Origin of the sequence: Nocardia vulneris, from assembly GCF_001613425.1 — a bacterium.
Lineage (GTDB): Bacteria > Actinomycetota > Actinomycetes > Mycobacteriales > Mycobacteriaceae > Nocardia > Nocardia vulneris.
This window is the reverse complement of the sequence record NZ_BDCI01000042.1, coordinates 127,121-141,837: the sequence shown is the minus strand read 5'-3', so window position 1 is coordinate 141,837 and position 14,717 is coordinate 127,121. Positions and strand designations below refer to the sequence as shown.

General features: G+C 68.6%; 16 protein-coding genes. 8 read left to right on the top strand and 8 right to left on the bottom strand.

All coding sequences use genetic code 11. The annotated features are described in order from the left end of the window. Positions 1-45: 45 nt before the first annotated feature. From NVU01S_RS36415 to NVU01S_RS36410, 3 genes are all read left to right on the top strand, one after another. Positions 46-954 (top strand): hydrogen peroxide-inducible genes activator, encoded by a 909-nt coding sequence (locus tag NVU01S_RS36415; RefSeq protein ID WP_043681020.1) that lies wholly within the window; start codon positions 46-48, stop codon positions 952-954. 92 nt (positions 955-1,046) lie between these two features. Then, complete coding sequence (locus NVU01S_RS44365; RefSeq protein ID WP_167829462.1) at positions 1,047-1,193, top strand: hypothetical protein; 147 nt, start codon at positions 1,047-1,049, stop codon at positions 1,191-1,193. Then, positions 1,190-1,615 carry a gamma-glutamylcyclotransferase family protein gene (locus NVU01S_RS36410; protein ID WP_209444889.1) on the top strand — a complete coding sequence of 142 codons (426 nt, stop codon included), beginning with the start codon at positions 1,190-1,192 and terminating at the stop codon, positions 1,613-1,615. Before NVU01S_RS44365 ends, NVU01S_RS36410 begins: the two co-directional genes overlap by 4 nt. Before the next feature lie 12 nt (positions 1,616-1,627). On the opposite strand, the gene NVU01S_RS36405 is transcribed toward NVU01S_RS36410, so the two are convergent. Next, entirely contained in the window at positions 1,628-1,945 is a 318-nt protein-coding gene (locus NVU01S_RS36405; protein WP_043681022.1) for a hypothetical protein, read from the bottom strand. A gap of 4 nt (positions 1,946-1,949) precedes the next feature. Then, entirely contained in the window at positions 1,950-2,255 is a 306-nt protein-coding gene (locus tag NVU01S_RS36400) for a hypothetical protein (RefSeq protein ID WP_209444890.1), read from the bottom strand. 103 nt (positions 2,256-2,358) lie between these two features. On the opposite strand from NVU01S_RS36400, the gene NVU01S_RS36395 reads away from it, so the two are divergent. From NVU01S_RS36395 to NVU01S_RS36385, 3 genes are all read left to right on the top strand, one after another. Beyond that, complete coding sequence (locus NVU01S_RS36395) at positions 2,359-2,949, top strand: TetR family transcriptional regulator C-terminal domain-containing protein (protein ID WP_043681028.1); 591 nt, start codon at positions 2,359-2,361, stop codon at positions 2,947-2,949. 76 nt (positions 2,950-3,025) lie between these two features. After that, entirely contained in the window at positions 3,026-3,760 is a 735-nt protein-coding gene (locus tag NVU01S_RS36390; RefSeq protein WP_043681030.1) for an SDR family NAD(P)-dependent oxidoreductase, read from the top strand. After that, on the top strand, positions 3,760-3,963 hold the full coding sequence (locus tag NVU01S_RS36385; RefSeq protein WP_043681033.1) for a tautomerase family protein: 204 nt from the start codon (positions 3,760-3,762) through the stop codon (positions 3,961-3,963). The genes NVU01S_RS36390 and NVU01S_RS36385 overlap by 1 nt, the downstream gene beginning before the upstream one ends. Positions 3,964-4,021: 58 nt before the next feature. Here the strand turns inward: NVU01S_RS36385 and speD are convergent, their stop codons facing one another. The 4 genes from speD to NVU01S_RS36365 all read right to left on the bottom strand — a co-directional run bounded on the left by speD (position 4,022) and on the right by NVU01S_RS36365 (position 10,029). Next, positions 4,022-5,224, bottom strand: a complete 1,203-nt coding sequence (speD, locus tag NVU01S_RS36380) for an adenosylmethionine decarboxylase (protein WP_043681036.1) — start codon at positions 5,222-5,224, stop codon at positions 4,022-4,024. A 38-nt stretch (positions 5,225-5,262) separates the two neighbouring features. Continuing rightward, a complete protein-coding gene (locus NVU01S_RS36375; protein ID WP_043681039.1) occupies positions 5,263-6,375 on the bottom strand; it encodes a type III PLP-dependent enzyme in 1,113 nt (370 codons plus the stop codon). Positions 6,376-6,547: 172 nt separating this feature from the next. Next, complete coding sequence (locus NVU01S_RS36370) at positions 6,548-9,046, bottom strand: DEAD/DEAH box helicase (RefSeq protein WP_043681042.1); 2,499 nt, start codon at positions 9,044-9,046, stop codon at positions 6,548-6,550. 35 nt (positions 9,047-9,081) lie between these two features. Beyond that, positions 9,082-10,029 carry a PAC2 family protein gene (locus tag NVU01S_RS36365; protein ID WP_014986742.1) on the bottom strand — a complete coding sequence of 316 codons (948 nt, stop codon included), beginning with the start codon at positions 10,027-10,029 and terminating at the stop codon, positions 9,082-9,084. 238 nt (positions 10,030-10,267) lie between these two features. On the opposite strand from NVU01S_RS36365, the gene NVU01S_RS36360 reads away from it, so the two are divergent. Both NVU01S_RS36360 and NVU01S_RS45105 read left to right on the top strand, forming a co-directional pair. Continuing rightward, positions 10,268-10,975 carry a sensor domain-containing protein gene (locus NVU01S_RS36360; RefSeq protein WP_244467524.1) on the top strand — a complete coding sequence of 236 codons (708 nt, stop codon included), beginning with the start codon at positions 10,268-10,270 and terminating at the stop codon, positions 10,973-10,975. A gap of 138 nt (positions 10,976-11,113) precedes the next feature. Beyond that, positions 11,114-12,850 carry a DUF4192 domain-containing protein gene (locus tag NVU01S_RS45105; protein ID WP_244467525.1) on the top strand — a complete coding sequence of 579 codons (1,737 nt, stop codon included), beginning with the start codon at positions 11,114-11,116 and terminating at the stop codon, positions 12,848-12,850. Between the two features lie 189 nt (positions 12,851-13,039). Here NVU01S_RS45105 and galE read toward each other — a convergent pair whose 3' ends face one another. Next, positions 13,040-14,020 (bottom strand): UDP-glucose 4-epimerase GalE, encoded by a 981-nt coding sequence (gene galE / locus NVU01S_RS36350; RefSeq protein ID WP_043681045.1) that lies wholly within the window; start codon positions 14,018-14,020, stop codon positions 13,040-13,042. 3 nt (positions 14,021-14,023) lie between these two features. Then, positions 14,024-14,710 carry an iron-dependent transcriptional repressor DtxR gene (locus tag NVU01S_RS36345; RefSeq protein ID WP_029903602.1) on the bottom strand — a complete coding sequence of 229 codons (687 nt, stop codon included), beginning with the start codon at positions 14,708-14,710 and terminating at the stop codon, positions 14,024-14,026. Between the last annotated feature and the right edge of the window lie 7 nt (positions 14,711-14,717).

Genomic DNA, 14,717 nt, shown 5'->3' with positions numbered 1-14,717 from the left:
GGCTAGTGAAAGGTAAAGGTGATCAGTCGCACTACACTGATAGCCGTGACCGATCAGACTTATCAGCCGACCCTGTCACAGCTGCGTGCGTTCGTAGCGGTCGCGGAATACCGCCACTTCGGCACTGCCGCAGCGCGGCTCAGTGTGAGCCAGCCCACGCTATCGCAGGCGCTCGCGGCCCTCGAACACGGGTTGGGGCTGCAGCTGATCGAGCGCAGCACGCGGCGGGTGCTCGTCACCGCGGCGGGGATGCGCTTGCTGCCCAAGGCGATGGCGACACTCGAGGCGGCGGACCGGTTCGTCGCGTCGGCGACCGGCGACGGGCTCGGCGGGTCGCTGCGGATGGGGATCATCCCGACGGTTGCCCCGTATGTGCTACCCGGCCTTCTTCCGGAGTTACGCAAGAAGTTACCCGCGCTGCACCCGCAGGTGATCGAGGATCAGACCGCGCGGCTGCTGGACGGGCTGCGCACCGGCGTGCTCGACGTCGCGCTGCTCGCGTTACCGGCCGATCTGCCCGGACTGGTCGAAATACCCCTGTACACCGAAGAATTCGTGCTGGTCACGCCGCGCGGTCACGAACTCGCCGGACGGAAGGATCTCGTGCCTGCGGTCCTGGACTCGCTACCGCTGCTGCTGCTCGACGAGGGGCACTGCCTACGCGACCAGACCCTCGATGTGTGCCGGTCCGCGGAGATCCATCCGGCGGCGGTCGGCGACACCCGCGCCGCGTCCTTGGCGACGGTGGTGCAATGCGTCGCAGGCGGTCTCGGCGTCACCCTCATCCCGGAAATGGCCGTCGCCGCCGAAACCGCCCGCGGCACACTGGATACCGCCCACTTCGCCACCCCCGCCCCGGGCCGCACCATCGGCCTCGCCTACCGCACCTCCACCGCCCGCGCCGACGACTACGAATACCTGGCCGCCATCATCCGCACCCAGCGCCCGGCGTAGTTACCCAGCGCCCGGGGTAGCTCGCACCGACCCCGCGAAAGCCGCTGCGGTGCAGCGGTTCTGTTAGATCTTTCCTCCTGATCGAGTCTCTGATGACCGCGGTGATCGGCGTGCGTCTCGCCGCCGGAGCTGCGTTGCTGGTGCATGCGGACTGTTTCGACTGGCGGGGAGGGGGGATGCGGGAGACGATCCCTGCATGGGATCGCGGGATGCCGGAGCTGGTCGACTGTCTGCGGTGAACGGTGCTGGGCATGCGCTGTTCGCGTACGGGACATTGCAGTTCCCGGAGATGCTCGAGGTGCTGCTCGGTCGCGTACCGGCGCTCACACCGGCCGCCGCGGTCGGCTGGCGGGCCGCCGCCCTGCCCGGCCTGCTCTACCCCGGTTTGGTGCCACACCCCGACGCCGTCGCCCCCGGGGTCCTCATCACCGGTCTCACCGCGGGGGAGTGGCACATCCTCGACACCTTCGAAGACGACGAATACGACCTCCGCCCCATCCCCCTATCGCACCCACCCGCCACCCCCTGGACCTACGTGTGGACCGGCCCTGCCGCCCAAGACAATTGGGACGCCCCCACCTTCGCCCGCCCCCACCTCGCCTCCTTCGTCACGCACACCCTTGCCTGGCGCGCCGCGACCTCGCCCGTGTTGGGCGAGTGATCCTCCCGCGATTCAGAGGTGCGGACCGATCGCCAGCACGGTGATGATGGAAACGAGTTCGCCGTCGCGTTCGATGTCGGGGCCGTACATCCAATAGACGCGCCAGGCTCCGGGTGTGTGATTCTCGACGTAGGAGTCCCAGACCTTGTTCTTCTCCAGACCTGGAAAGTTCTGGTAGAGATGCGAATTCAGGCCGGGGTACAGCGGATCTGTCTGTAGCAGACCCAAGGCCTTGCGTACCTTCTTCAGTTTTGTTGCCGTGTTGGGCTTTTCGGCCAATTTCTGCAATGCGTCGGCGGCGGCACGGGCGAAGCGGAGTTCGTACGCCACCCGGTCAGTCCTTGTCCTCGGGATCGTCGGCGTACCGCGTGAAATCGCCGAGGTCGACCGTGCTTCCGGACTCGGCGTCGGTGACACCCTGCCGGATCTGTTCGGCGAGATGAGGGTTTTCCCACACCATCATCTCGCGTTCCGGAATCGAGACCACCGGCACCAAGACCACCACCCCGTCGCTGTTGATGCGTACCTGATATCGGCGGCCGGGGCGTGCGCCCGCACGTCCCAGTGCGACGCGCCCCCGGGAATCGGCCTCGCTCTCACCGACTATCTCGAAGTGGCTCAGGTCCAAGGACATTGTCATCGCATTTACCTCCGCGCCCATCTTGTCACCGATGAACCAAGTGGGCAATACCCACCTCCAACCCGAGTTGGCGTTTGTAGACGACCGGTCGTATATTGGGCGCATGGCGCGACCTCGACGGAGTGGAGATACTCGGCAGCTGCTGGTGGAGGAGGGGGCTGCGGGGTTTCTGAGCAGTGGGTATCACGGCACCGGGATCAAGCAGGTGCTGGACAAGGTCGGGGTGCCCAAGGGGTCGTTCTACAACTATTTCGACAGCAAGGAGAGTTTCGGGCGGGCGGTGATCGAGCATCACTCACTGTGCGTGCAGCGCAACCTGACCGAGGCGTTCGGGGCGGCGGCGGATCCGATCAGTGGGCTGCGCGCGTTCTTCGGCCGTCTGATGGACGAGTTCGTCGCGGCGGATTTCACCGGCGGCTGCTTGATCGCGAATCTCGGCGGCGAGCTGGAAGGCAGTGAGCTGCTGCGGGAGTCGTTGTCGAGCGCGTGGGGCGCGTGGCGGGATCGGGTCGCCGAGCAGCTGCGCGCGGCGCAGGCGGCGGGGCAGATCCGCGCCGATATCGACGCGACCGAACTGGCTGATCTGTTGCTCGAATCCTGGGAGGGCGCGGTGATCCGGATGAAGATCGACCGGACGCTCGACCCGCTGCACAAGTGCCTGAACCGGCTGCTGGACGACTACTTCCGACCCTGATGGTCGCGAGAAATCCCCGGTGGTCTCACTATATCTATTCCAAGACGACCGGTCGTATCGAGAGATGAGGAAGAACATGACCAAGACGGTGATCGTGACCGGATCCTCCAGCGGGATCGGACAGGACATCGCGCGCGCTTTCATCGCGCGCGGCGACAACGTGGTACTCAACGGCCGCGACGCGGGCAAACTCGCGGAGGTGGCCGCGACGCTCGGCGCCCCGGCCAACGTGGCGACCGTCGCGGGCAACATCGGTTCCCCCGCAACGGGTTCGGCGCTGGTGCGGACCGCCGTCGACCGGTTCGGCGGGGTGGACGTGCTGGTGAACAACGCGGGCATCTTCGGTGCGACGCCGTTCGTGGACGTCACCGAGGCCGAACTCGACAGCTACATCGACGGCAACCTCAAAGGCACCTATTTCACCACCCAAGCAGTGGTTCGCCGACTGCGCGAGCAGCAGACGGGTGGCAGCATCGTGAACATCGGGACGGTGCTGGTCGAGCACGCGCTGGCCGGCTTGCCCGCCTCCGCCGCCCTGGTCAGCAAGGGCGGTGTGCACGCGCTCACCACCAGCCTGGCCGCCGAACTGGCCGCCGACCGCATCCGCGTCAACGCCGTCGCCCCGGGCGTCATCCGTACCCCGCTCTTCGGCGACGGCGACGAATCCGCCTCTGCCCGGCTGGCTTTGCTGAACCGGATCGGCGAGGTCGCCGAAACCACCGCCGCTGTGCTGTATCTCGCCGACGCCGAGTTCACCACGGGACACATCTTCCCCGTCGACGGCGGCTACCTGTCGGGGCGGGCTGCCTGATGCCGTACGTCAACATCAAGGTCACCGACGAGGGCGTCACCCGGGAACAGAAGTCCCGGCTGATCGCGGGCGTCACCGAATTGCTGCGTGAGGTCCTCGGCAAGGACCCGGCCACCACGTTCGTGGTGATCGACGAAGTCGCGCTCGCCAACTGGGGTGTGGGCGGCGTCGACGTCGAGGAGTACCGGCGCGGTCGGTCCTGAACAGCCGAACGCCCCACCGGCCAACGGATTTCCCGGCCGGTGGGGCGTTCGTGACGAGCTACACGCGCAGCGCGTGCGGTTCGATCGCGCCGCGGACCAGCGCGCGAGCGTCGATGGTCTCGGGGCGGTAGGGGAGGGTGACCAGACGATCGGTCATGCCCTGGACCGGATCGTCGACGCGCTCGTTCAGGCCGAACAGGAAGGTCCACTCGTGTTCGTCGCTGCCGTACTGGACGACGGTGCCGAACTGCTCGTGGAACCGAGCCCAGGAGCGCTTCAGCGTCTCGTTGCGCCACATCGTCGCGCAGCCCGCCTGCGCGGTGAGCACGCCACCGGGCGCGAGCAGCGCCCGACATCGGGACAGGAACTCCGCCTCGTACAGGCGGTTGTGCTGCGCGTCCTCCACCCGCTCGTCGGGCAGGTCGATCACGATGACGTCGTAGCGGGTGCCCGCCTGCGCGGCATCGGCGAGGAAGTCCCAGCCGTCGGCGTAGTGCACCTTGACCGGGCCCTCGCCCTTGACCGCGGTGGCCAGCTCGTCGCTGGTGTAGCCGTAGGGCAGGTGCTCGGCGCACAGCTCGACCTCGAGCTGGTCGATGTCGACGTGATCGACCAGGCTCGCGCCCGCGGCGACCGACATCTGACTGGCCACGCCCTCACCGGAACCGATGATCAGTACCTTGTCCAGCTTCTCGGCGAGCACGAAGGCGGGCACCATCATGGCCTCGTGGTAGGTCAGCTGGGAGAACTCGGTGGACTGGCGATCGTCGTCGGAGAACAGGCTGATGCCCTGCTCGGTCCGCGCGATCACCATGTGCTGGAACGGAGTACGGGTGTCGACGATCACCTCGTGCAGGTCCCAGATGCGGGTCAGGCCCGCGCCGACCGGCTCCTCGATCCGCTGCGAGCCGTGCCCGCGGCGGATCACCTGCATGCGAACATCCTTGGGAGAGAGCTTGTCTCGCAGGAGTTCGACGGCTTTCGACGCGCCGGCGCCGATACTGCCGCAGGTGAAGACGTCGACGAAGATGTCGCCGGACTCGGGATAGGTGTGAATCGAGGCGTGAGACTCCGACAACAGCGCGAGGACAGTCACCCCCTGCGGATCGAACTTCTTGTGTACGACATCGCAGATGGTGACGCCCGCGGCGATCAAAGACTCGCGCAACGCCGATTCGAGTTGTTCGAGGTCGTCGCAAAGAGCCGCGTCGACACCACCGAACTCGGCCAGCACATGCCAGCCGGTGAAATCTGCCGTCATGGGCATACTCACTCTCGCCTAGGGGTTGGCAGCCGGCGTCAGCCGGCGGGGCGGGTAGGTTCAGCGCCCGAGACGTGCACGGTCAAGGGCGGAAAACCATTGAAGGACACCGACGAATAACTCGCGGTATAGGCGCCGGTGTCGAGGATCTGGATGCGATCACCGGCTCGCAACGTGGTCGGTAGCAGGACCCGCGTGCGTTGATACAGTACATCGTCTCCGTCGCAGGTCGGACCGGCCACCACTGCCTCGTCGACAGGGTCGCCGTCCCGATCCGTGACGAATCGATAGGCGATGTACTCGTTCTCGGTCTCGGCCATGCCGTTGTAGCGGCCGATGTCGAGATACACCCAGCGCCGGCCGTCCGGCGCGACGCGCACGCCGACGACCTCGGCGTGGATGACACCCGCCGACCCGACCAGCGCGCGGCCGGGCTCGACCACCAAACCGGCGGTGGCGGGCAGGTATTCGGCCACGGCGGCGCCGACCACCGTGGCGATCTCGTCGAGCGCGGGCGCCGGGTCGGCGTACGCGATCGGCAGGCCGCCGCCGATATTCACCGAGGAGACGTGAATATCCTTGTCGGCCAAGGCTTGCACGATGTGGCCCGCCTGTTCGACGCCGATCCGCCAGGCGTTCGGGTCGAGCTGCTGGGAGCCGACGTGGAAGTACGGTCCCGCCACCGTCAATCCGAGGTCACGCGCCCGGACCAGCAGCCGCAACGCCTCATGGGGCGCGCAGCCGAACTTGGTGCCGAACGGGGTGCGCGACTCGGGAGCCGCAGCGAGGAAACGGCATTCGACCTCCGAGCCCGGCGCGTGTTGCACGATGCGCAGCAGGTCGTCCTCGGTGTCGAAGGCGTAGCGGCGCACGCCGAGCGTGTACGCGCGGGCGATGTCGGCGACCTTCTTGATCGGGTTGCCGTAGCAGAGCGTCTGCGGCTCGACGCCGAGTGCGAGGCACAGCTCGATCTCGCCGATGCTGGCGACGTCGAATTCGGCGCCTTCCTCGTCGAGCACGTGGATCAGCTCCGGCACCGGGCTTGCCTTGACCGCGAAGCGAATTCGTGCCGTGGGCATGGCGGCACGGAGCGCGCGGTAGTTCTCGCGCACTCGCTCGGGGTAGATGACAAGGAACGGTGATTCGGGCATAGTTGATCTTTCGCTCGGGCAGCAGCGGGAAGAGTAGCAGCGGCCCCTACCCAGAAACGAATCCGTCAAACCTCACGGTGACCACAGGCCGACTCTGCCCTCGAAAAGCGGCGCGAAGTAGTCGATGACCTGTATGGATTCTGTAGAGATCGGAGCCGAGCGGCGGTGCGGATCAGCCCGCGGACACCGTGAGTTCATCGAAGACGATCTCACCGGCGGCATCGGACTCGGCCAGGTCCACCAGCGCGACGATCGACCAGCCGTGGTCGCCCGCCGGGTCGTCGAGAACCTGACGCACCTGCCAGAATCCGGGTCTTCGTTCGATCTGGAACAGTTGCGGTCCGCGCGCGTCCGGCCCGGTGCCGATGCGCTCGTATTCGGCGAAGTACGGGGCCAATTCGGCGGCCCAGTCCGGGCCGGTGCCGAGCTCGTCGAGCAGGTCCCAGCGGCGCAGCGCGGCCAGCTCGACGCGGCGGAACATGGCGTTGCGGATCATCACGCGGAAGGCGCGCTCGTTCGCCGAGATCGGCCGGACCGTCTCCGCGCCGAAGGCGAGCTGCTCGGCGTCGGTCTCGGCGCCGGGGTTGGTGAGCTGCTCCCATTCGTCGAGCAGGCTCGAATCGACCTGCCGGACGAGCTCGCCAAGCCACTCGGTGATGTCCTCGAGCTCCTCGGTCCGCGCGGCATCCGGCACGGTGCGGCGCAGCGCGCGGTAGGCGTCGGCGAGATAGCGCAGCACCACGCCCTCCGAGCGCGCCAGCTCATAGAACGAGATCAGCTCGGCGAAGGTCATCGATCGCTCGATCATGTCCCGCACCACCGATTTGGGCGACGGCGCGAACTCCGACACCCAGGGATGCCCGGTGCGATAGGTCTCGAAGGCGGGCTCGATCAGCTCGGCCAGCGGCTTGGGCCAGGTGACCTCTTCGAGCAGTTCCATCCGCTCGTCGTATTCGATGCCGTCGGCCTTCATCTCGTTGATCGCCACACCGCGGGCCTTGTGCTGCTGAGCCATCAGCAGCTGGCGCGGATCCTCGAGCGTGGATTCGATGAGGGACACCACATCGAGGGTATAGCCGGGCGCGTCTTTGTCCAGCAGGTCGAAGGCGGCCAGGGCGAACGGTGACAGCGGCTGGTCCAGCGCGAAGTCGCGTTGCAGGTCGACGGTGAGCCGGGCGCGCCGGCCCTGTGCGTCGGGCTCGTCGAGCTGCTGGACCACCCCGGCGTCGCGCAGCGCGCGGTAGAGCCGGATGGCACGCAGGATGTGTTTGCGCTGTGCGGGACGCGGTTCGTGGTTGTCCTCGAGCAGGTGTCGCATCGCATCGAAACAGTTGCCCGGCCGCGCGATCACGTTGAGCAGCAACGAGTTCGTCACGGTGAAGCGGGAGACCATCGGCTCGGGCTGGGCCGCGATCAGCCGGTCGAAGGTCTCCTCGCTCCACGAGACGAAACCCTCGGGCGGCTTGCGGCGCACCACTTTTCGCTGTTTCTTGGGATCGTCGCCGGCCTTGGCGAGCAGCCGGGTGTTCTCCACCTCGTGCTCGGGCGCCTGGACCACCACGGTGCCCATGGTGTCGTAGCCCGCGCGCCCGGCGCGGCCCGCGATCTGATGGAACTCACGGGCTTTCAGCCTGCGGGTGCGCACGCCGTCGTACTTGGTGAGCCCCGTCAGCAGCACCGTGCGGATCGGCACGTTGATGCCGACGCCCAGGGTGTCGGTGCCACAGACGACCTTCAGCAGCCCTTCCTGGGCGAGGCGTTCGACCAGCCTGCGGTACTTCGGCAGCATGCCCGCGTGATGCACGCCGATGCCGTGGCGGATCAGCCGCGAGAGCGTCTTGCCGAAACCGGACGCGAACCGGAACTCGCCCAACGCCGTGGCGATGGCGTCCTTTTCGGCCCGGGTGGCGAAGTTCACACTGGTGAGCGCCTGCGCCCGCTCGAGCGCGGCGGCCTGGGTGAAGTGCACCACGTAGACCGGAGCCTGGTGGGTGGTGACGAGCTCTTCCAGCGTCTCGGTGATGGGTGTGCGCGCGTACGAGAAGGTCAGGGGTACCGGACGTTCCGTGCCCGCGACGACCGCCGTCGATCGGCCCGTGCGGCGCTCGAGATCCTTTGCGAAGAAATCGACCTCGCCCAGGGTCGCCGACATCAGCAGGAACTGCGCGCGCGGCAGTTCGAGCAGCGGGACCTGCCAGGCCCAGCCGCGATCCGGGTCGGCGTAGAAGTGGAACTCGTCCATCACGACCTGGCCGACATCGGCGGCCGCGCCCTCGCGCAAGGCGAGGTTCGCGAGGATCTCGGCGGTGGCGCAGATGATGGGGGCGTCGGCGTTGACCGCGGCATCACCGGTCACCATGCCGACCCGCTCGGCGCCGAATACGTCGCAGAGCGCGAAGAACTTCTCGCTGACCAGCGCCTTGATCGGGGCGGTGTAGTAGGTGCGTTTGCCCTGCGTGAGCGCGATGAGATGGGCGCCGACGGCGACCAGCGACTTACCGGAACCGGTCGGCGTCGCGAGGATGACATTGGCACCGGACGCCAATTCGAGCAGCGCCTCGTCCTGCGCCGGATACAGCGGGGTGCCCTGCTCGGCGGCCCAAGCCCCGAAGGACTCGTACAACGCGTCGGCGTCGGTTCCCGGTATCTCCAGCAGCTCGGTCAAATCCACTCCGCACACCCTACGTGCCGGTGTGCGGAGGCTTGTTACCGCTGCTCGTCTGTTTCCGGGCCGCCCTCGTAGCCGCCCTGTTCGGCGAGGAACCGTTCGAACTCGGCGCCCAGCTCGTCACCGCTGGGCAGCTCGCCGTCGCCGACGAGCAGGCTCGACTGGCGCTCCTGCGCGCTGACGAAACTGTCGTACTGGCGTTCCAGCGCGTGCACCACGGTCTCCACCTCGGAGTTGCCCGCGATGTGCTCGTTGACCTGCTCGCGCACGCGCGCGGCGGCCTCGCCGAGCGCGGCGAGCGGGATGTCGAGGCCCGCGTTGTCGGCGACGTTCTCCAGCAGCGTCTGCGCCGCCTCCGGGTACGCGGTCTGGGCCAGGTAGTGCGGCACGTGCACCGAGAAGCCCACCGATTCGTGACCATGCTGGGCCATCCGGTACTCGAGCAGCGAGGACGCGCTGCCCGGCACCTGCAGCTCGCCCGGCCAGCGCTGATGCTCGGGGATCAGATCCCGGTCGGAGGAATGCGCGGTCACGCCGAGCGGGCGGGTGTGCGGGATCGCCATCGGGATCGCGCTGAGGCCGATGCTGCGGCGCACGCCGAGCTGTTCGGCGAGCAGGCGCACCGCGGTGGTGAACTTCTCCCAGCGCAGGTCCGGTTCGATGCCCGCGAGCAGCAGGAACGGGGTGCCCGCCGTATCGCGCAGGGCCCAGAGGTTCAGCTCGGGCTCGGCGTACTCGGAGAAGTGGTCGGTCTTGAAGGTCATGAGCGGGCGGCGGGAGCGGTAGTCCAGCAGCTCGTCCACATCGAACGAGGCAACCAGTTCGCTTTCGAGACTCTCGCGCAGGTGCGTGGTGGCCAGCCGCACCGCGTGCCCGGCATCGGTGAAGCCTTCCAGCCCGTGCACCAGGACGGGACCGGCGCCATCGTCGGACGACAGCTGGGGAGCGGGGAACTCCAGTTCGTACATTCGCGACTCGTGCTCCATCGCGTACTCCTTCCTGCGCGGTTCCTGCACCGGCGACGCTCGGCGCTCGACAGGGATGTCGTTCGAGAGCGGTCGACCGGGACGGGACCATGTCCATTGTCCCCCATGCCGGTGACCGCCACCGTGCACGGTCGGACACCGACCCATACGACGAGCCAACAGTTCCGGTGTGCCGTGCATTCCCGGCGCGCGGCGTGGCACCGCGGGCGGGCACCGGGAGTTTGGCACAGTGGATCGGGTGACTGTGGCGGATTCGACGCGCAAGCGGGTGCGCTTCGCCATGCCCGCGGCGTGTGCGGTGCTACTCGCCGGCTGCGGGTCGACCGTGACCGGGCATCCGGTGTCGGCCGAGCAGACGTCGGTGACCCGCCAGATCAGCAGCCCCCTGGCCATGCTGCTGCCCGAACCTGCGCAGTTCCCGAAGCGCTACCCGGCGGTGGTGCTGCCGCCGGAGGCCGCCGCGCAGGCCGCGGGCGACCTCACCGGGGTGGGGCGCGGCGCTCGGGTACAACCACCGGAATGCGCACCGCCGGAACCGAAATTCGGCGCCGATCAGCGGGCGGTCGTGGTCGGCACCGACGACGCCACCCGGGCCACCGTCACCGTCGAGCTGGCGCGGACCCGCCAGCCGCTGGCGGCGTTGCGCAGCCAGCTGACACAGTGCAGGTCGATGCGGGTGAATCAGAGCGGGGCCGGGACGACCGTGACGACCGAACTCGTCGCCGCCCCGGAGTCCGAGGCCGAGGATGCGCTGGGGTTGCGGCGGACGGTCCTGCCGGACGTCGCGGGCGCCGGTCTGACGCAGACGATGCGGGCGGTGACCGGGCAGATCGGTGATGTGCGAATCACCGTGACCTATCTGTCCTTTTCCGCGTCCGAGCCCGACACGGCGGCGGTGAACGAGCTGTTCGTGACGACCGCCCACCGGGTCGAACAGGGGTCGTAGCACCGTCCGGTGACAAGCGGGAGTGCTCGCGCGGCGGCGGTGCGTGCGGTTGTCCACAATTCGGCGGAATCCACAGGCGCGGTGAATTGCCTGGTCGGCGTGGGTCGTTCGACGGGGTGCGCGGGCAGGCTCGCTGCCATGACCACTCCCGTGAACCCGTACCTCACCGTCCTGGCGTCCGATTCGGTGCCCGGCGCCGTCCCCGGCGGGCCTTGCTCCCGTCCCACGTTGCGCAGCAGTACATCTCGTGCACCGGTGAGTCTCGCTGTCGCGCTGCGCTCGTGCAGCTTCCTGAAGCGGCGGCCGCTGCCGGACGCTGCCGTGCGCTCGGCCGACTGCGCGCGCCCGGACGACTGTGCGCGAGCTGGGACGTGTGTGCAGCCGGACGATTGCGCGGTGGCGGGCGCGCGGGACGAAAGCGTGTCCGTGGCGGGTGGTGAGGACTCGCGTTCCCGCTCGGACGAGGTGGTCCCGGGCGCGGATCAGAGCGCTGCCGAGGTGGGCGTGAGCATGGCAGGTGACGGGAACCCTCCGTCCCGCTCGGACGAGGTGGTGCTGGGCGCGGATCAGTGCGCCGTCGAGGTGGGCGAGGACTTGGCGGGGTGCGAGGCCGTGGTGGGGCGCGAGGACTTGGCGGGGCGCGAGGACGCAACGGGGCGCGACGGGGCCGCGGGCTCGGAGGGAGCGGACTGGGCGGCGGATATCGAGGCCGATCTCGCGTTGGTCTGTGCGGAGCCCGCACCGCCTTTCGGCGTCGAGACACCGGAGTGTGTGGTGCACGTGGACGAGCCGGGGGATCTGATCGCGGGGGTGCCCGCCATGATCGGGTTCGCGCCGGAGCGCTCGCTCGTCGTGCTCGTGCTGCGGGCGGTGCCGGATCGCGACGACGGCGCGATCATCGACGCGGTCATGCGGTTCGATCTGGACCAGGAGGGCGGGCGCGGACGGCTGCGCGCCGAACAGGTGGCACGGTGTGTGGCCCAGGTATCCGCGCACGACGATGTGGCCGAGGTGCTCGCGGTGGTGGTCGACGATCGGTCCGTCGAGCCGGATCTGTGCGGCTCCGACATCGTCGAGCGTTGCGGCATAGGGCGATTCGACATGCTGGTCGCCGCCCTCGCCCGGCGGCTCGCCGCCCAGGACATCGCGCTCGCCGGCGCCTGGGCCGTGCGCGCGATCCGACCGGGTGAGCGGTGGTGGAGTCTGTTCGGCGAGCAACGCAGTGGACTGCTGGCGGATCCGGCCACCTCCGCGGTGGCGCTGTCGCAGGTGCTCGACGGGCGGCCGGTCCTCGGCTCCCGCGCCGAGCTGGCCGCGATGGTGACCGAGGACGTCGCGCTCCAGGACGAGGTCGCCGCGCTGCTGGACACCGCGCTCGCTATCGCCCGCGATCGGTACGCCCGCGCGGTGCGCCGCGGCGAGCCGGATGCCTATAGCAGGCAAGCCCTGGAATACGTGCTGTGGCAGGTCGCCAACCTCGAATCCGACAACGAGCCGATGGCCCGGGAACTGGCCGAACTCGCTGCCGCACTGCGTGATCGGTCCGTGCGCGACGCCATGTTCGCGCTCGCGGTCGGCGACCATGCCGCGGCGGCCGAAGGACTGTGGGCCGTCCTGACCCGCGCGCTGCGGGGACGCGACCGCGCGGAGGCCGCCGCCTTGCTCGGCTACAGCGCCTACACCAGGGGCGACGGTCCACTGGCCGGGATCGCGCTGGAGGCAGCACTGACAGCTGATCCCGACCACCCCATGGCATTGCTGCTGGAGACGTCGCTGTCGCTCGGCATGCGTCCGGAACAGATGCGCCGCCTCGCCCGCAGTGGCTACCACGCCGCCGCGGACCTCGGCATAGACCTCGGCGAACCTCCGATGTGAAGCCCTGCCGCGGTGCATGATTCGCGGTCCGGGGTAGCGGTGCGGGATGCCGACGGGTCCGGCGCCGGGGGCGGTCGGGGAGTGCGCCGTGCTGCCACCGGGGCAGCACGGCGTGTGGGGCGATCGTTACCCGGTGCCGTGATCGGGCATCCGGACCAGTCGTTCAGGTCGGGCGCTCGGCCTCGCGGGCTACTTGGCGCTGTGCGCGCGGGAGCCGAGTGACTGGAGGAATGTCCAAGCGTCGGAAACGATTTCGTCCAGATCGTGGTGCTCGGGGTGCCAGCCGAGTTCGGCGATGGCGCGGGCACTGGAGGCGATGAGCGTGGCCGGGTCGCCGGGGCGGCGCGGCGCGTCCTGGGCGGCGATCGGCAGACCGGTGACGCGTTCGCAGGCCGAAATCACCTCGCGGACCGAGAAACCGGTGCCGCTGCCGAGGTTGTACACGCGGTGCGTGCCCGCCTCGGAGCTGGTCAACGCCAGCAGATGGGCCTGGGCGAGGTCACGGATGTGGATGTAATCGCGCACGGCGGTGCCGTCGGGCGTCGGCCAGTCGGTGCCGAATACCGAGATGGCCTTGCGGTGCCCGAGCGCGACCTGCAACACCAGCGGAATGAGATGTGTTTCCACCACCCGGTTCTCGCCGAGGCCACCGTAGGCGCCGGCGACATTGAAATAGCGCAGGCTGGTCGCCGCCAGCCCGTGCGCGATCGCATAGGAGGTGATGGCGTGATCTATGGCGAGCTTCGACGCGCCGTACGGGTTCGTCGGCCGGGTCGGGGCGTCCTCGGTGATCGGCACTTGCTCCGGTTCGCCGTACACCGCGGCGGTGGAGGAGAACACCAATCGTGGTGTGCCCGTGTGGCGCATCGCCTCGAGCAGCTCGAAGGTCTTCACCACATTGCCGTGCCAGTATTTCTCCGGATGCTGCACCGACTCGCCGACCAGCGACTGCGCGGCGAAATGCAGCACACCGTCGAAGGTTTCGGCGGCGAGCAGCGTCGGCGCGGCCTGCGCCACATCACCCTCGACGAAGCGGGCCGCGGTGGGGACACCGTCGGCGTTGCCGGTGGACAGATCATCGACGACGACGACCTCGTGCCCCGCCTCGAGCAGCACCTGCGCGCAGACGCCGCCGACATACCCGGCACCGCCGGTGACCAGAAGTTTCACGGATCAGACCAGCTTCACCTGGACGGCGTGCGCCATCTCGTCGGACAGTTCGAAACCCGCGTGCCCCGGCACCGTGATGACGACGGTGCCCGGCTTGTTCTCCACCGTCACGCGGGCATCGGGCACCACGCCCGCCTCGCGCAGCTGGCCGATGACCTCGGGATCGGTCTGGATGTGCTCGGCGAGCCGGCGCACGACGACGGCGTGCACCTGGCCGTGCGGCAGGTCGGTCAGCCGGACCAGGGTCTCCTCGGCGGAGGTCGGCGGCACGATGCCGAGCTCGTCCAGACCGGGAATCGGGTTGCCGTAGGGGGAGGTGGTCGGGTGGTTGAGCACCTCGACCAGGCGGCGCTCGACGTCCTCGCTCATCACGTGTTCCCAGCGGCAGGCCTCGGCGTGCACGTTCTGCCAGTCCAGGCCGATGATGTCGACGAGCAGGCGCTCGGCGAGGCGGTGCTTGCGCATCACGGCGATCGCCATGCTGCGGCCCTTCTCGGTGAGCTCCAGGTGGCGGTCTCCGGCGACAAGCAGCAGGCCGTCGCGCTCCATCCGCGCGACGGTCTGGCTCACCGTCGGTCCACTCTGCTCGAGGCGCTCGGCGATCCGGGCGCGCAGGGGCACCACGCCCTCCTCCTCGAGGTCGTAGATGGTACGGAGATACATCTCCGTGGTGTCGACAAGATCCTTCACCTGTTAC